A 14,598-nucleotide genomic window follows, 5' to 3' on the forward strand; every position below is an offset into this window, starting at 1 on the left:
TGGCCACGCCGACGATGGACCTGATCAAGCCGCTGATCACGCTGCTGGCCATCGTGAATCCGCTGGCGATCGTCCCGTTCTTCATCCACTACACCCAGGGCTGCACCGATCTGCAGCGCAGGCGCACGGCCTGGGTGTCGGCCTTCAGCGCCTTCGTCGTCATCGCGGTGAGCGCGCTGCTCGGGCTGCAGCTGCTGTCGTTCTTCGGCATCTCGATCGCGAGCTTCCAGGTCGGCGGCGGCATGCTGCTGCTGATGAGCTCGCTCTCCATGCTCAATGCGCAGCCGGCCGAATCCAAGACCACCACCGAGGAGATCCGCGCGACCGAGGTGAAGGCCTCGCTCGGCGCCTCGATCGCAGTGGTGCCGCTGACCATCCCGCTCCTGACCGGACCGGCCACGATGTCGACCGTGGTCATCTTCGCCGAGCGGGCGCAGCACTACTGGGAGCTCGCGGTGCTGGTCGGCTACGGCGTCGTGATCGGGCTGGCCACCGGCGTGACCTTCTCGCTCGCCGAGCCGATCTCGCGCGTGCTCGGCAAGACCGGCATCAACGTCATGACGCGGCTGATGGGCCTGATCCTCGCCGCGCTCGCGGTCGAAGTGATGGCGGCCGGGCTCGGCACGCTGTTCCCGGTGCTGCACCGGGCGGCGTGATCCCCGACCTTAGCGTGCAACCAGCTCGACGATGCGCGGCGTGACCGCGCCGCCATCGAGCAGCAGTTCGGCGGCGGAGATCGGCAGCTTGAAGCGCCTCGGCCCGGCGCTCCCGGGATTGATGTAGAGGACGCCTTCGCGCTCCTGCGCCAGCGGCCGGTGCGAATGCCCGGAAACCACCACGCGCACACCGGCGGCGACGGGGCCCGCGGGCAATTCCGCGAGGTTGTGGATCGCGTAGATGCGCACGCCATCGAGCTCGAGCAAGGCCGTTTCCGGAATCTCCTGTGCCCAGGCACCCCGGTCGTTGTTGCCGCGAACAACGGTCAGCGGCGCGACCCCGGCCAGCGCGTCGAGGATGCGCTGCCCGCAGATGTCGCCGCCATGGATGATGTGGTCGCAGCCGCGCAGGAACGCCAGCGCCTCGGGCCGCAGCAGGTCGTGCGTGTCAGAGACGAGGCCGATGCGTCGCATGCGGCAGCAGCCGGTGTTGCCGCCCTCAGCGCGGCTGGCTGACCCAGGCCACGATGTCGGTGACCACTGCGTCGCTCGCGGCCGCGAGCGCCTTCACGCCGCCCGGCGCGTCGTTGCTCGGCGCCGGCTGCCGAGCGGTGAAGCTGCGTTGCGCGAGCACGCGGTCGCCGCCCGGCGCGGTGCGGATCAGGGTCGCGTTGACGCGGATCAGGCCCACGCTGGTCGAGGGCGATTCGAAGAAATGGCTGAACTCCTCCAGCGTGACGCGCAAGGTATCCGGCATCCGGCCTTCGGTGCGCGCGATGGTGGCGCTCTCCTCCGGCCCCAGCACCGGGCGCGTGGCGACGAGCGCCTCGCGCAGCCGCTGCCGGAACAATTGGGCAGGCGCCTGGCTCCAGCGCGACTGGCCGTAGGGCCTGACCTCGTTCGCGTCCGCGTAGCCGAGGCGGTAGAGCATCTGCGTGCCGTCGAGCCGGGTGTTCGCCTCGATGTCGGCCAGCGCCAGCGGCTGCAACGCGGGCGTGCCGGTGCGTGCGGAAGCGGCCGATACCGGCCCCGGCCCGAAGTCGTAGAGCGTCGCGCGGGCGGGCTTGTCGGGCAGCGCGCCGCAGCCCGCCATCAGGAGCGCCGCCAGCAGCGCAACGGCGGTGGCCGCGTTCTTCAACGGTGGGAGCATCTTCATGGTCATGATCTCAGGGCGCGGGGGAAGCGGAAGGCGAAGCGAAGCCCGGTTCGCCCGGCCCCGCGACCACGCCGCCGCTGCCGAACAGCAGCGATTGCGGGTTGTCGTTGATGTTGTCCGCCGCCCGCCCGAGGCGACGCACCGCGCGCGAAGTGTCGTCGGCCACGCGGTTCAAACGCGGCAGCGTGGCGTTGTTGAAGGACTCCACCGCCTGCGACAGCGACCTGGTCCCGTCGCCGAGCCGGTCGATCGGGCCGTCCTGCGCGTTGAGCCGCACCACCGTGTTGTTGAGGTTGCCTGCGACACGCGAAACGTCGCTGGCCGCGCCCTTGACCGAGACCATGGTGTCCTTGGTGCGCTCCACCAGCGGCGGCAGGGCCTTGAGCGTGGGGTTGAGGCCGGTCTTGATGGTGTCGTCGAGCGACCTCGTGAGCTGGTTGGCGCTCGCCGCCGCCTGCGCGATGTTCTCCAGCGCATCGGCGATGCGCTTCTGGTTGTCCTCGCTCAGCAGCGTGTTGAGGCGCTTCGTCGCGTCCTCGACCCGGCCGACGATCGCCTCGCCGCGGTCCTGCAGTTGCGAGAGCAGCGAGGGCTTGAGCGGGATGCGCGGCGGGTTGTCGTTGTCGGGCACGAGCGCCACCTGCGATTCGCCCTTGTCGTCGAGCGCGATGAAGGCCAGCCCGGTCACGCCCTGGTAGCTCAGCGTCGCGAAGGTCGAGGTCGTGAGCGGCACGCGCTGGTCGACCGTGATGCGCACGCGCACATTGCCCTTGACCTTGGGATCGAAGTCGATCGAAGCGACCTTGCCGACCGCGATGCCGCGATAGCGCACCATCGCCTGCGGCTGCAGGCCGCTCACCGGATCGCGCGTGGACAGTTCGAAGGTGTTGCGCACCGTGTCGTCGCGCGTGAGCCAGACGACCAGCGCGACGAGCACGGCGACCAGGCCGAGGACGAAGACACCGGCGGCCAGGGCATGGGCCTTGTTTTCCATGGCAGCTACCTTTCGTTTTGGGGGGACGAGGCCGTGTCGGCCGGTCCGGCGAGGGCCGCGGGGACGGAGCCGTCATGGAGCGCCTCCATGGCGCGCTGGCCGCGGCCGCCGAGAAAGTATTCGTGGATGAAGGGGTGCGGGTAGGCGATGACGTCGCGCGCCGTGCCCGCGACGATCACCTTGTGGTCGGCCAGCACCGCGATGCGCGTGCTCAGGTCGAACAGCGTGTCGAGGTCGTGCGTGACCATCACCACCGTGAGCCCGAGTTCGCGATGCAGCCCGCGCAGCAGGTCGCAGAAGCCGTCGGCGCCCTCGGGATCGAGGCCGGCGGTGGGCTCGTCGAGCAGCAGCAGCGGCGGGTCCATGATGAGCGCGCGCGCGAGCGCCACGCGCTTGATCATGCCGCCCGAGAGATCGGCCGGACTCTTGGTCGCGTGCTTGGGTTCCAGGCCCACCATCTGCAGCTTGACCAGCGCGGCGTCGCGGATGAGCTCGTCGGGCAGCACCTTGAGTTCGCGCAGCGGGAACGCGATGTTGTCCAGCACGCTGAAGGCCGAGAACAGCGCACCGTGCTGGAACAGCATGCCGACGTTGGCCGCGCCCTTCGCGCTGAACTGGCCCGGCGGCCGGCCGAGCACCGTGACCGTGCCCTTGGACGGATGCTCCAGGCCGAGGATCTGGCGCAGCAGCACCGTCTTGCCGGTGCCCGAGCCGCCGACCAGCGACAGCACCTCGCCGCGCCGGATCGTGAGATCGAGATCGCGGTGCACCACCTGATCGCCGTCCGGGGTCTTGAAGACCGTCCAGAGCTTGCGGATCTCGACGAGAGGCGCGCTGGGGGCGAGTGTCATGCCTAGCGGAATCCCACGCCCTTGAACAGCACCGCGAAGAGCGCGTCGACGAGGATCACGACGGTGATCGAGGTCACCACCGACGACGTCGTGCCGCGACCGAGGCTCTCGGTGTTGGGCTTGACCTTGAGGCCGAAATAGCAGCCGATGAGCGCGATCAGCACGCCGAACACCGCCGACTTCGACATCGCGAGCCAGAGGTTCGCCATCGGCACCGCACGCGGCAGCGCCGACATGAAGTACGACGGCGAGATGTCGAGCGCAAGGTCGGCCGCGATCATGCCGCCGAACAGCGCCGCCATCGAGGTCCACATGCTGATGAGCGGCATCGCGATCGCCAGCGCCAGCACGCGCGGCATCACGAGCCGGAAGCCGTGCGGGATGCCCATCACGCGCATCGCATCGAGCTCTTCGGTGACGCGCATCACGCCGATCTGCGCGGTGATCGCCGAGCCCGAGCGACCCGCGATCAGCACCGCCGCGAGCACCGGGCCGAGCTCGCGGATCAGCGAGAGCCCCAGGATGTTGACGATGAAGGTTTCCGCGCCGTACTGCCGCAACTGCTGGGAGGTCAGGTAGGCCAGCACCACGCCGATCAGCAGCCCCACCAGCGCGGTGATCGGCAATGCGGTGGCGCCGAAGTGGTAGACCTGCCCCGAGAAGTCGCGCCACGGCGCGCGGTGCGGCGCGCGCAGGAGCTTGCCGACGTCCAGCGTGAGCTGGCCGATGAGGCCCAGGAAATCGCGCGCCACGAACATCATGCGCGGACCGTTGTGCGCGAAGGCCTTGAACCGGTCCGCGAGCGTCGGACCGACTTCGGCCGGCGCCACGCAGGTGTAGAGCGCGACCTGGTCCAGCACCGCCTTGTGCTGCGAGTCCATCTCGATGCGGGCCGGCCAGGCATGGCGCCAGTGGTCCCACAGCAGTTGCGCGCCGATGTGGTCGAGCGTCTCGATGGACCGCAGGTCCCACGCACGGTCGTCGCTCGGCGGCACGACGGCCAGGTTGCTCGACAGCGCGTCCCAGGCGCGCCGCGAGGACATCGCGAGCGCGGTCCAGCGGCCGCTCGCAATGGCCCAGTGGCCGCCCTCCTGCTCGCGCTCCTCGACCCGAGGGCGATCGCTCTCGGCTTCCGGCGCGGTGGGGGGCGGGGGGTTGGCAGACATGCAGGCGGAGGGGGCGTCAGCAAACAACGAACAACGCAGCATCCTAACCGGGTGCGTCCGTGCAAACCCTCGGGACGAACGCGCACGGCGCACGGGCGCATCTCTCGGGCGTTTGCCACAATCGGCGACCGAACCCCGGCAACTCACAACAAGCAGAGACGAGCAGCGGCATGACCGACACCACCTTCGACTACATCGTCATCGGCGCGGGCACCGCCGGATCGCTCATGGCCAACCGCCTCTGCGCGGACAAGCGGATGCGCGTGCTGCTCATCGAAGCCGGCCGCAAGGACGACTACCACTGGATCCACATCCCGGTCGGCTATCTCTACTGCATCGGCAACCCGCGCACCGACTGGCTCTACAACACCGAGCCGGACGCGGGCCTCAATGGCCGCATCTTGCGCTATCCGCGCGGCAAGACGCTCGGCGGCTCGTCGAGCATCAACGGAATGATCTACATGCGCGGCCAGTCGCGCGACTACGACCAGTGGGCGGGCCTCACCGGCGACGACGAATGGCGCTGGGCGAACGTGCTGCCCGCCTTCAAGAAGCACGAGGACTATTACCTCGGCGCGGATGAAGTTCACGGCGCCGGCGGCGAATGGCGCGTCGAGAAGCAGCGGCTGCGCTGGGACATCCTCGACGCCTTCGCCGAAGCGGCGGTGCAGGCCGGCGTGCCGCGCAGCTCCGACTTCAACCGCGGCAGCAACGAGGGCGTGGGCTATTTCCAGGTCAACCAGAAGGACGGCTGGCGCTGGAACACCGCCAAGGCCTTCCTGCGGCCGACCTGCTATGGGCGCCCGAACTTCGAGCTCTGGACCGGCGCCCAGGTGTCGCGCCTGATCTTCGACACCCATGCGGACGGCAGCCACCGCTGCACCGGCGTGCAGGTGTGGGACGGGCACGAGATGGTGATCGCGCACGCCACGCGCGAGACCATCCTCTGCGCCGGCAGCATCGGCTCGCCGCAGATCCTGCAGCTCTCGGGAGTGGGTCCGGCGGATCTGCTGCGCCAGCACGGCATCGACGTCGTGCGCGATGCACCGGGGGTCGGCGCGAATCTGCAGGACCATCTCCAGATACGCGCGGTCTACAAGATCAGGGATGCGCCGACGCTCAACGTGCTGGCGTCATCGCTCTACGGCAAGGCGAAGATCGGGCTGGAATACGTGCTCCGGCGCACCGGACCGATGAGCATGGCGCCCTCGCAGCTCGGCGCGTTCACGCGCAGCTCGCCGGCCTACGAGTGGCCGAACCTCGAATACCACGTGCAGCCGCTCTCGCTCGACGCCTTCGGCGAGCCGCTGCACAGCTTTCCGGCCTTCACCGCGAGCGTCTGCAACCTGAACCCGACGAGCCGGGGCACGGTGCGCATCAAGAGCCCGCGCTTCGAGGATGCGCCCGCGATCGCGCCCAACTACCTCAGCACCGACGAGGACCGCAAGGTGGCGGCCGATTCGCTGCGCGTCACGCGCCGCATCGCATCGCAGCCGGCGCTCGCGCGGTACAGCCCCGAGGAATGGAAGCCGGGCCCGCAGTACCAGAGCGACGAAGAACTCGCGCGCCTCGCGGGGGACATCGCGACCACCATCTTCCACCCCGTCGGCACCACGAAGATGGGCAGAGACGATGATCCGATGGCGGTGCTCGATCCGCGCCTGCGCGTGCGCGGCATCGGCGGGCTGCGCGTGGTCGATGCCGGCGCAATGCCCACGATCACCAGCGGCAACACCAACAGCCCGACGCTGATGATGGCGGAGAAGGCGGCCGCATGGGTCCTCGAAACCACTGCTGAGCGGGTTTGAGGGCAGTTGCGTTGCCGGTTGTTGCAGATTGGGGCCGATTGGCGGGTAATCCCCGATGCACTGCGGCGGTGCGCCGAATAAAGTCCCCCCACTCGCAAACGGGCCTGCCCGCTGCGCGGGGGACCGAGGAGACAAACCTTCGAAGAACCAGAACACTAGACACAAGGCATCCGCACGAGATGCTGTTTTTTTGATCAAGGCGCCGCTGGTCGGCGCCTTTTCTTTTTTTGGCCCGCCGGTCGGGAGCTCCTGCCGGCCATGGGTTTGCAGCTACAAAATCAATAGCAAACCGCGCTGCGACAATCTCCGCCAATGGAAATCGTCGTGCTGACCCTGGCCTCGCTGTTCGCGGGATTCGTAGATTCGATCGTGGGGGGAGGCGGACTGATTCTGGTGCCGGCGCTCTTCAGCGTGCTGCCCGGCGTGGCCCCGGCAACCTTGCTGGGCACCAACAAGAGCGCCTCGGTCTGGGGCACGGCGGCGGCCACCGCGCAGTTCCACTACCGCGTCGGCCTGCGCTGGCGCACGCTGATGCCGGCGGCGGCCTTGGCATTCTTCGGTTCGCTGATGGGCGCCTGGGCCGTGACGGCGGTGCCGGGCGATTTCCTGCGCAAGCTGCTGCCGGTGATCCTCGTGCTGCTGCTGCTCTACACCCTCGCGCGCAAGGACATGGGCAAGCATCACGAGCCGCGCTTCCACGGCCGCGCCGAACTCGCCGCGACCGCAGCGATCGGTTTCGCGCTCGGCGTCTACGACGGCTTCTTCGGGCCGGGCACGGGCAGCTTCTTCGTGTTCCTGTTCGTCCGCTGGCTGGGCTACGACTTCCTCAACGCCGCCGCGTCGGCCAAGCTCCTCAACGTCATGACCAACCTGGGCGCGCTGCTGCTGCTCGGGCTCAAGGGCCACGTGCTGTGGCACTACGGGCTGGTGATGGCGGTGGCGAACGTCGCGGGCGGCGTGATCGGCGCCCGCGTGGCGATCCGTCACGGCGCGGGCTTCGTGCGCACGGTGTTCATCTTCGTGGTGAGCGCGCTGATCCTGAAGACCGCCTACGACGCCTTCCTGCGCTGAAGCCGGCGCATGAGCCGCCGGGCCGCCCCAAGGCGAATACCGGAGCGCTGCTGCGCGGAGGTACTCCAATGAGCCGGCGGCGCCGCATCAGGGGGCGGCCGATGCAGCGGCCTGGGTGCCCGGCGGCGGCCACGCGACCTCGCTCGCGACGCGCGGCTTGCCGATCGGCGCGGCGGCCTTGCCCTGCTGGATGGCGGCCATGTCGGCCTCGCTCGGGTACTGGTTCAGCAGCCAGTAGTCGAACACGCGGCGCGCGATCGGCGCGGCGGCGCCGGCACCCCAGCCCGCGTTCTCGACGATGAGCGCCACGGCGATCTTCGGATCGTTGGCCGGCGCGAAGGCCGTGAAGAGCGCGTGGTCGCGCTGATGCTCCTCGAGCGCCTTGGCGTTGTACTTGGTGTTCGCCGCCATGCCCACCGCCTGCGCGGTGCCGGTCTTGCCGGCCGCCTGGTAGCCCGCGCCGACGAAGACGCCGCGCGCGGTGCCGGCATTGACCACCGCGACCAGGCCATCGCGGACCACGCCGATGTTCGCTGCCGGGATGTTGAGGTTCTGCGCCGGCGCCTGCTCGATCGGCTTCACGACGCCGGTCACGGTGTCGCGGATCGCGAGGCCCAGGTGGGGCTTGAGCTTGATGCCGCCATTGGCCACGATCGAGGTCGCGTGCGCGAGCTGCAGCATCGTGAAGGCGTTGTAGCCCTGGCCGATGCCGAGCGAGATGGTCTCCCCCGCATACCACTTCTTCTGCTCGGGGCGCTTGTAGGTGTTGCGCTTCCACTCGGTGCTCGGCAGCACGCCGCGCACTTCGCCGCCGATGTCGATGCCGGTGATCTGGCCGAAGCCCAGCGGCTTCATCGAGTCGTGGATCAGGTCCACGCCCATCTCGTTGGCCAGCGAGTAGAAGTAGATGTTGCTCGACAGCTGGATCGCGCGCCGCATGTCCACGCCGCCGATGTTGCCCTCGGGGCTGCCGAAGCGGTGGCCGCCGAAATTGAAGTAGCCCGGGTCGTTGACCACCACGTTGGGCGCGCGCTTGCCGGTCTGCAGCGCGGCCAGCGCCATGAAGGGCTTGTAGGTCGAGCCCGGCGGATAGGTGCCGCGCAGCGCCCGGTTGAGCAGCGGCTTGTTGATCGACTCGCTGAGCTCTTTCCAGTTCTCGCTGTCGATGCCCTCGACGAAGAGGTTCGGATCGAAGGTCGGCTTGCTCACGAAGGCCAGGATCTCGCCGGTCTTGGGATCGATCGCGACCAGTGCGCCGCGCCGCTCGCCGAACATGTCCTCGACCATCTTCTGCAGCTTGATGTCGATCGAGAGCATGACGGTGTTGCCCGGCGTCGCCGGATGCGCCGCCAGCCGGCGCACCGCGCGGCCGCCGGCGGAGGTTTCCATCTGCTCGACGCCGGTCAGGCCGTGCAGGGTCTTCTCGTAGCTCTGCTCGATGCCGAGCTTGCCGATGTACTCGGTGCCCTTGTAGTTGGCGAGGTCCTCGTCTTCCCAGTCTTCCATGGCCGCCTTTTCGGCCTGGTTGATGCGCCCGATGTAGCCCAGCACATGGCTCGCGAGCTCGCCGTTCGGGTAGTTGCGGAACAGCCGCGCCTTGATCTCCACGCCCGGGAAGCGATAGCGCTGCGCGGCGAACCGGGCGACCTCCTCGTCGCTCAGGCGGGTGCGGATGGGCACCGAGTCGAAGCTGCGCGAATCCTCGCGCAGCCGCTTGAAGCGCCGGCGGTCGCGCGGCGAGATCTCCAGCACCGCCGACAGGCTGTCGATCGTTTCCTCGAGATCCCCGGCCTTCGATGGCGTGATCTCCAGCGTGTAGGCCGAGTAGTTGGAGGCCAGCACGATCCCGTTGCGATCGACGATCAGGCCCCGGTTCGGCACCACCGGCACGATCGCCGTGCGATTGCTCTCCGCCTGCTCGGCCAGGTCCTCGTGCCGCACCACCTGCAGGTAGACGAGCCGCGACGCCAGCAGCCCGAAGCACACCAGCACGACCAGCGCGATCACGACCACCCGGCGCTTGAAGCGCGACAGGTCGGCAGCGACGTTACGGATCTCGGTCATGGAAGCTCAGCTTAGCGGGACGAACATCGAAAGCAAATACTCACCAGCAACTCCATCGGCTGGGCGAGCAACATCAGAGTGGCCGGTTGGCGTCAGGTTCCGGCGCCCGACGCTGCGGTGCCAACAACAGCACGCTGACCAGCGGCCACAACGCGGCCTCGATCACCGGCGCGATGAGCAGCGTCCAGCCCGGAAACACCCCGCCGCCGATCATGCGGATCGCCAGCTCGATCAGGTGCGACACGGCGAACAGCGGCAGCACCTGCAGCGCCTGCGAGGCCACCGAAAACCACAGCAGCCGCCGGTGGATCATGATCGCGAAGAAGCCGAGCGTCGTATAGGACAGCGCATGCTGCCCCAGCATCGAGGCCTGGTGCACATCCATCAGCAGCCCGAAGACGAAGGCGGCGCCGATGCCGATCCGCGCGGGCTGGTGCACGCTCCAGAACACGATCACCAGCGCCAGAAGATCCGGCGTCCACGCGGCCCGGCCGATCGGCACCATGTTGATCAACAGGGCGACGATCAGGCTGGCCCACATGAACAGCGGGCTGACGGGCAACAGGAGCTGCTGCTGGCCGGGACGCATGATCATGGCGTGCGCTTCTCCTTCTTGTCGGTCTTGTCGGTCTTTGCGCCGGCCTTGTCGGACTTGTCGGATTTATCTGCCTTGTCCGCCTTGGCGCCGGCCTTGTCGCTCTTCTTCTTGGCCGGGGTGCCCGCTGCCGGCGCCGCCGGAGCGGGCTTGGGCACCGGCGGCGTGCCGGTCGGCGCCAGCACCAGCACGTAGCGCGCCGAGTCCACATGACCCATCGGCGTCAGGTGGATGCGGGCGAAGGCGGAATCGGCACGGCGTTCGATGCGATCGATCTTCGCGACCGGCAGCCCGGGCGGATAGACGCCGTCGACCCCGCTCGTCGTCAACAGGTCACCCTCCTGCACATCCGAGTTGGCACCCATGAAACGCAGTTCGAGCCCGCCGCCGTGGGCGCTGGCGTCGCCGAAGGCCACGCTGCGCGCACCGGTGCGCGTGTTCTGCACGGGGATGGCGAGATCGCGATCGATCACGAGCGTGATCTCGCTCGTGAAAGGTTGCACCTGCGTGACCTGCCCGAGCACGCCGTTCTCGTCGATCACCGGCGAGCCCGCCGCGATGCCGTGCGTCAGCCCCTGGTCGATCACGACCTTGCGGGTGTACGGATCGGAGGTGTCGTAGAGCACCTCGGCCACCCGGCCCGGCGTCTGCGTGACCTGGCGCAACTCGAGCATCGAGCGCAGGCGCGCGTTTTCCTGCGCCAGCAGGTCGGCCTGGCTGGCGCGCTCCGATTGCAATGCCAGGGCCTTGCGCGCCTCGGCCTCCTTGGCCTGCGCGTCCTGCAGGTCTTCGAGATAGCGGCTGCCGCCCACCACGAGCTGCACGGGTTTCAGCGCCAGCCACTGGATCGGGTAGAGCACCGCGCCGACTGCCGTACGGACCGGCTGCACGATGTTGAAGCGCGCATCGGCCACCATAAGGAACAGCGCGAGCGCGCTGAAGAAGATCAGCTTGCTGAGCGCCGAGGGCCCCTGGTTGAACAGAGGTGGCGCGGTGCGATCGAGCGTGCCGAGCGGCATGGCGGAGGGACTTTAAATTGAAAAAGCCGGCCCTGCGCAAACGCGGGCCGGCCATTTGCGCATCAGGCGCATTATTCGCTCGTGAAGATGCTCCCGAGCCGGTCCATGCGCTCGAGGGCGATGCCGCAGCCGCGCACCACGCAGGTCAGCGGGTCCTCGGCGACCAGCACCGGCAGGCCGGTTTCCTCGGCCAGCAGGCGGTCGAGGTCGCGCAGCAGCGCGCCGCCGCCGGTGAGCATCATGCCGCGCTCGGCGATGTCGGCGCCGAGCTCGGGTGGGGTTTGTTCGAGCGCGTTCTTGACGGCGGAAACGATGTTGTTGAGCGGATCGGTCAGCGCTTCCAGCACTTCGTTGCTGCTGATGGTGAAGCTGCGCGGCACGCCTTCGCTCAGGTTGCGGCCCTTGACTTCCATTTCCTTGACCTCGGAACCGGGGAAGGCCGAGCCGATGCTCTTCTTGATGACTTCGGCGGTCGGCTCGCCGATCAGCATGCCGTAGTTGCGGCGGATGTAGTTGATGATGGCCTCGTCGAAGCGGTCGCCGCCGACGCGCACGCTGCCCTTGTAAACCATGCCGCCGAGCGAGATCACGCCCACTTCGGTGGTGCCGCCGCCGATGTCGACGACCATCGAGCCGCTGGCTTCCGACACCGGCAGGCCGGCGCCGATCGCTGCGGCCATGGGTTCCTCGATGAGGTAGACCGAGGTGGCGCCCGCCGCTTCGGCCGCGTCCTTGATCGCGCGGCGCTCGACCTGGGTCGAACCGCAGGGCACGCAGATGATGATGCGCGGGCTCGGCGTGAGCAGCGAGCGCGGGTGCACCATCTTGATGAACTGCTTGATCATCTGCTCGGTGATCACGAAGTCGGCGATCACGCCGTCCTTCATCGGGCGGATGGCCTCGATGTTGCCGGGCACCTTGCCGAGCATCGCCTTGGCTTCGCGGCCGACGGCCTGGATCACCTTCTTGCCGTGGGGGCCGCCTTCGTGGCGAATGGCGACCACCGACGGCTCGTCCAGGACGATGCCCTTGTTGCGGGCAAAAATGAGCGTATTGGCGGTGCCGAGGTCGATCGCGAGGTCGGTCGAGAAGTACCGACGAAAAGCTCCGAACATTGTGGAATCCTCTGGAGCACGGCCTGCGCGTCGGCAGTCCGTCGCCCTCTTGGTGGGTCGTTTGACAGGGGTGGATTGAAACGTTTTTGCGGCAAATGCCGGCGCGTTCGCGGGGGTTGCGGCAAAGGCGGGATAATAACCGAATCCCTTGACGCGCCAGCGTTCCGGCGCACCTTTAAGGGTCCGACGCTCCGCGTTTTTCTCGGCCGCCAAGCCTTCTTTTTCCGATGTCCCTCACTGCTTCCGATATTGCGCGCATCGCATCGCTCGCCCGGCTCCAGCTGGCGCCCGAAGAGAGCGAACGCCTGCGCGGCCAGATCAACGGCTTCTTCGACCTCGTCGAGCGCATGCGCGCCGTCGACACCACCGGCGTCGAGCCGCTCGCCCACCCGGTCGCCACGATCCAGGACGTGACGCTTCGCCTGGCCGAAGACGTCGTCAGCGAGCCCGACAACCGCGAAGCCAACCAGCGCAGCGCGCCCGCCGTCGAGAACGGCCTGTTCCTGGTCCCGAAGGTGATCGAATGAGCGCCGCGACGGGCCGCCCCGAGCAAGCTCGCGCCCCCTCGGGGGGCAGCGAGGACACGAAGTGCCGAGAGTGGGGGCTGAAATGAGCGTCGCAATCCATCAGATGGGCGTGACCGAGCTCGCCAAGGCGCTGCAGGGGCGCAAGGTGTCGGCGGTCGAGGCAGCGCGGCACCAGCTCGACCGCATCGGCCAGCACAAGGACCTCGGCGCCTTCGTGGCCGTCGACGAAGAACTCACGCTCGCGCAGGCCCGCGCCGCCGACCAGAAGCTCGCCGCCGGCAATGCCGGCGCGCTCACCGGCGTGCCGATTGCCCACAAGGACATCTTCGTGACCACCGGCCTGCCGACCAGCGCGGGTTCGCAGATCCTGGCCGGCTATCGCTCGCCCTTCGACGCCACCGTGGTGCGGCGTCTCGCCGAAGCCGGCGCGGTGACGCTCGGCAAGCTCAGCTGCGACGAATTCGCGATGGGCTCGTCCAACGAGAACGTCGCGGTGCCCGCGGTCGGCTTCGACAAGGCGGTGCCGGTGCGCAATCCCTGGGACCCAGGCCGCATCCCCGGCGGCTCGTCGGGCGGCAGCGCGGCGGCCGTGGCGGCACGCCTCGCGCCCGCCGCCACCGGCACCGACACGGGCGGCTCGATCCGCCAGCCGGCCTCGTTCTGCGGCGTGACCGGCATCAAGCCGACCTACGGCCGCGCCTCGCGCTATGGCATGGTCGCCTTCGCGTCGAGCCTCGACCAGGCCGGCCCGATGGCCCGCTCGGCCGAAGACTGCGCCCTGCTGCTGTCCGCCATGTGCGGCCCGGACCCGGACCGCGACTCGACCTCGCTCGACCGCCCGGCCGAGGACTTCTCGCGCCGCCTCGGCGATTCGCTCGAAGGCCTGCGCATCGGCGTGCCGAAGGAATTCCTCGGCGACGGCGTGGCGCCCGGCGTGCGCGCCGTGGTCGAGGCCGCGCTCGCCGAATACGAAAAGCTCGGTGCCCGCCGCGTCGAGATCACGCTGCCGCGCACCGAGCTGTCGATCCCGGTCTACTACATCATTGCGGCGGCCGAGGCATCGAGCAACCTGAGCCGCTTCGACGGCGTCAAGTTCGGCCATCGCGCCAAGGACTATCGCGACCTCGCCGACATGTACGCCAGGACGCGCGAGGAGGGCTTCGGCGACGAGGTCAAGCGCCGCATCATGATCGGCACCTACGTGCTGTCGCACGGCTATTACGACGCCTACTACCTGCAGGCGCAAAAGGTGCGCCGCATGATCGCGGACGACTTCCAGCAGGCCTTCGAGCAATGCGACCTGATCGCCGGCCCGGCCGTGCCGACGGTCGCATGGAAGCTCGGCGAGCACGGCGGCGACCCGGTGGCCGACTACCTGGCCGACATCTTCACGCTGCCGGGTTCGCTCGCGGGCCTGCCCGGCATGAGCATCCCGGCCGGCTTCGACAGCGGCATGCCGGTCGGCCTGCAGTTGCTCGGCAACTACTGTGAGGAATCGCGACTACTCAACGCGGCGCACCGCTTCCAGCAAGCCACCGACTGGCACCAGCGCGCGCCTGTCGGCTTTTGATGGCGA

Annotated in this window: 14 protein-coding genes; 5 read left to right on the forward strand and 9 right to left on the reverse strand. The window is 68.6% G+C overall.

The annotated features are described in order from the left end of the window. Positions 1-14 precede the first annotated feature (14 nt). Complete coding sequence (locus tag VAR608DRAFT_RS16190; RefSeq protein WP_172843981.1) at positions 15-656, forward strand: MarC family protein; 642 nt, start codon at positions 15-17, stop codon at positions 654-656. Between the two features lie 9 nt (positions 657-665). Here VAR608DRAFT_RS16190 and VAR608DRAFT_RS16195 read toward each other — a convergent pair whose 3' ends face one another. The 5 genes from VAR608DRAFT_RS16195 to VAR608DRAFT_RS16215 are packed head-to-tail and all read right to left on the reverse strand — an operon-like array spanning position 666 to position 4,823. Beyond that, positions 666-1,130: a metallophosphoesterase family protein gene (locus tag VAR608DRAFT_RS16195; RefSeq protein ID WP_088954983.1), complete on the reverse strand. Its 465-nt coding sequence runs from the start codon at positions 1,128-1,130 to the stop codon at positions 666-668. 25 nt (positions 1,131-1,155) lie between these two features. Continuing rightward, the gene (locus VAR608DRAFT_RS16200; protein ID WP_088958818.1) at positions 1,156-1,812 is read right to left on the reverse strand and encodes an ABC-type transport auxiliary lipoprotein family protein; all 657 of its coding nucleotides are present in this window, start codon (positions 1,810-1,812) and stop codon (positions 1,156-1,158) included. 10 nt (positions 1,813-1,822) lie between these two features. After that, on the reverse strand, positions 1,823-2,806 hold the full coding sequence (locus VAR608DRAFT_RS16205) for an MlaD family protein (protein ID WP_088954984.1): 984 nt from the start codon (positions 2,804-2,806) through the stop codon (positions 1,823-1,825). 5 nt (positions 2,807-2,811) lie between these two features. Next, the gene (locus VAR608DRAFT_RS16210; RefSeq protein WP_088954985.1) at positions 2,812-3,657 is read right to left on the reverse strand and encodes an ABC transporter ATP-binding protein; all 846 of its coding nucleotides are present in this window, start codon (positions 3,655-3,657) and stop codon (positions 2,812-2,814) included. Positions 3,658-3,659: 2 nt separating this feature from the next. Continuing rightward, on the reverse strand, positions 3,660-4,823 hold the full coding sequence (locus VAR608DRAFT_RS16215; protein ID WP_088954986.1) for an MlaE family ABC transporter permease: 1,164 nt from the start codon (positions 4,821-4,823) through the stop codon (positions 3,660-3,662). A gap of 170 nt (positions 4,824-4,993) precedes the next feature. On the opposite strand from VAR608DRAFT_RS16215, the gene VAR608DRAFT_RS16220 reads away from it, so the two are divergent. Both VAR608DRAFT_RS16220 and VAR608DRAFT_RS16225 read left to right on the forward strand, forming a co-directional pair. Further along, a complete protein-coding gene (locus VAR608DRAFT_RS16220) occupies positions 4,994-6,631 on the forward strand; it encodes a GMC family oxidoreductase (protein ID WP_088954987.1) in 1,638 nt (545 codons plus the stop codon). Positions 6,632-6,943: 312 nt separating this feature from the next. Beyond that, positions 6,944-7,702, forward strand: coding sequence for a sulfite exporter TauE/SafE family protein (locus VAR608DRAFT_RS16225; protein WP_088954988.1), 759 nt, complete (start codon positions 6,944-6,946; stop codon positions 7,700-7,702). Between the two features lie 87 nt (positions 7,703-7,789). On the opposite strand, the gene mrdA is transcribed toward VAR608DRAFT_RS16225, so the two are convergent. From mrdA to VAR608DRAFT_RS16245, 4 genes are all read right to left on the reverse strand, one after another. Next, the gene (mrdA, locus tag VAR608DRAFT_RS16230) at positions 7,790-9,766 is read right to left on the reverse strand and encodes a penicillin-binding protein 2 (RefSeq protein ID WP_088954989.1); all 1,977 of its coding nucleotides are present in this window, start codon (positions 9,764-9,766) and stop codon (positions 7,790-7,792) included. A gap of 73 nt (positions 9,767-9,839) precedes the next feature. Then, positions 9,840-10,361, reverse strand: a complete 522-nt coding sequence (mreD, locus tag VAR608DRAFT_RS16235) for a rod shape-determining protein MreD (protein WP_088954990.1) — start codon at positions 10,359-10,361, stop codon at positions 9,840-9,842. Continuing rightward, positions 10,358-11,380 (reverse strand): rod shape-determining protein MreC, encoded by a 1,023-nt coding sequence (mreC, locus tag VAR608DRAFT_RS16240; protein WP_088954991.1) that lies wholly within the window; start codon positions 11,378-11,380, stop codon positions 10,358-10,360. The genes mreD and mreC overlap by 4 nt, the downstream gene beginning before the upstream one ends. Positions 11,381-11,451: 71 nt before the next feature. Next, positions 11,452-12,495 carry a rod shape-determining protein gene (locus VAR608DRAFT_RS16245; protein WP_028249609.1) on the reverse strand — a complete coding sequence of 348 codons (1,044 nt, stop codon included), beginning with the start codon at positions 12,493-12,495 and terminating at the stop codon, positions 11,452-11,454. A 227-nt stretch (positions 12,496-12,722) separates the two neighbouring features. On the opposite strand from VAR608DRAFT_RS16245, the gene gatC reads away from it, so the two are divergent. Together gatC and gatA are read left to right on the forward strand one after the other, a co-directional pair. Further along, on the forward strand, positions 12,723-13,022 hold the full coding sequence (gene gatC / locus VAR608DRAFT_RS16250; RefSeq protein WP_088954992.1) for an Asp-tRNA(Asn)/Glu-tRNA(Gln) amidotransferase subunit GatC: 300 nt from the start codon (positions 12,723-12,725) through the stop codon (positions 13,020-13,022). Positions 13,023-13,104: 82 nt separating this feature from the next. After that, positions 13,105-14,592 (forward strand): Asp-tRNA(Asn)/Glu-tRNA(Gln) amidotransferase subunit GatA, encoded by a 1,488-nt coding sequence (gatA, locus tag VAR608DRAFT_RS16255; protein ID WP_088954993.1) that lies wholly within the window; start codon positions 13,105-13,107, stop codon positions 14,590-14,592. Positions 14,593-14,598 lie beyond the last annotated feature (6 nt).

This window comes from Variovorax sp. HW608 (assembly GCF_900090195.1).
In the GTDB taxonomy this organism is placed as follows: Bacteria; Pseudomonadota; Gammaproteobacteria; order Burkholderiales; family Burkholderiaceae_C; genus Variovorax.

Excerpts from the sequence above, each read along its gene's own strand:
- VAR608DRAFT_RS16190 (WP_172843981.1), top strand. The coding sequence starts at position 15 with ATGGACCTGATCAAGCCGCTGATCACGCTGCTGGCCATCGTGAATCCG.
- VAR608DRAFT_RS16195 (WP_088954983.1), bottom strand. The coding sequence starts at position 1,130 with ATGCGACGCATCGGCCTCGTCTCTGACACGCACGACCTGCTGCGGCCC.
- VAR608DRAFT_RS16200 (WP_088958818.1), bottom strand. The coding sequence starts at position 1,812 with ATGAAGATGCTCCCACCGTTGAAGAACGCGGCCACCGCCGTTGCGCTG.
- VAR608DRAFT_RS16205 (WP_088954984.1), bottom strand. The coding sequence starts at position 2,806 with ATGGAAAACAAGGCCCATGCCCTGGCCGCCGGTGTCTTCGTCCTCGGC.
- VAR608DRAFT_RS16210 (WP_088954985.1), bottom strand. The coding sequence starts at position 3,657 with ATGACACTCGCCCCCAGCGCGCCTCTCGTCGAGATCCGCAAGCTCTGG.
- VAR608DRAFT_RS16215 (WP_088954986.1), bottom strand. The coding sequence starts at position 4,823 with ATGTCTGCCAACCCCCCGCCCCCCACCGCGCCGGAAGCCGAGAGCGAT.
- VAR608DRAFT_RS16220 (WP_088954987.1), top strand. The coding sequence starts at position 4,994 with ATGACCGACACCACCTTCGACTACATCGTCATCGGCGCGGGCACCGCC.
- VAR608DRAFT_RS16225 (WP_088954988.1), top strand. The coding sequence starts at position 6,944 with ATGGAAATCGTCGTGCTGACCCTGGCCTCGCTGTTCGCGGGATTCGTA.
- mrdA (WP_088954989.1), bottom strand. The coding sequence starts at position 9,766 with ATGACCGAGATCCGTAACGTCGCTGCCGACCTGTCGCGCTTCAAGCGC.
- mreD (WP_088954990.1), bottom strand. The coding sequence starts at position 10,361 with ATGATCATGCGTCCCGGCCAGCAGCAGCTCCTGTTGCCCGTCAGCCCG.
- mreC (WP_088954991.1), bottom strand. The coding sequence starts at position 11,380 with ATGCCGCTCGGCACGCTCGATCGCACCGCGCCACCTCTGTTCAACCAG.
- VAR608DRAFT_RS16245 (WP_028249609.1), bottom strand. The coding sequence starts at position 12,495 with ATGTTCGGAGCTTTTCGTCGGTACTTCTCGACCGACCTCGCGATCGAC.
- gatC (WP_088954992.1), top strand. The coding sequence starts at position 12,723 with ATGTCCCTCACTGCTTCCGATATTGCGCGCATCGCATCGCTCGCCCGG.
- gatA (WP_088954993.1), top strand. The coding sequence starts at position 13,105 with ATGAGCGTCGCAATCCATCAGATGGGCGTGACCGAGCTCGCCAAGGCG.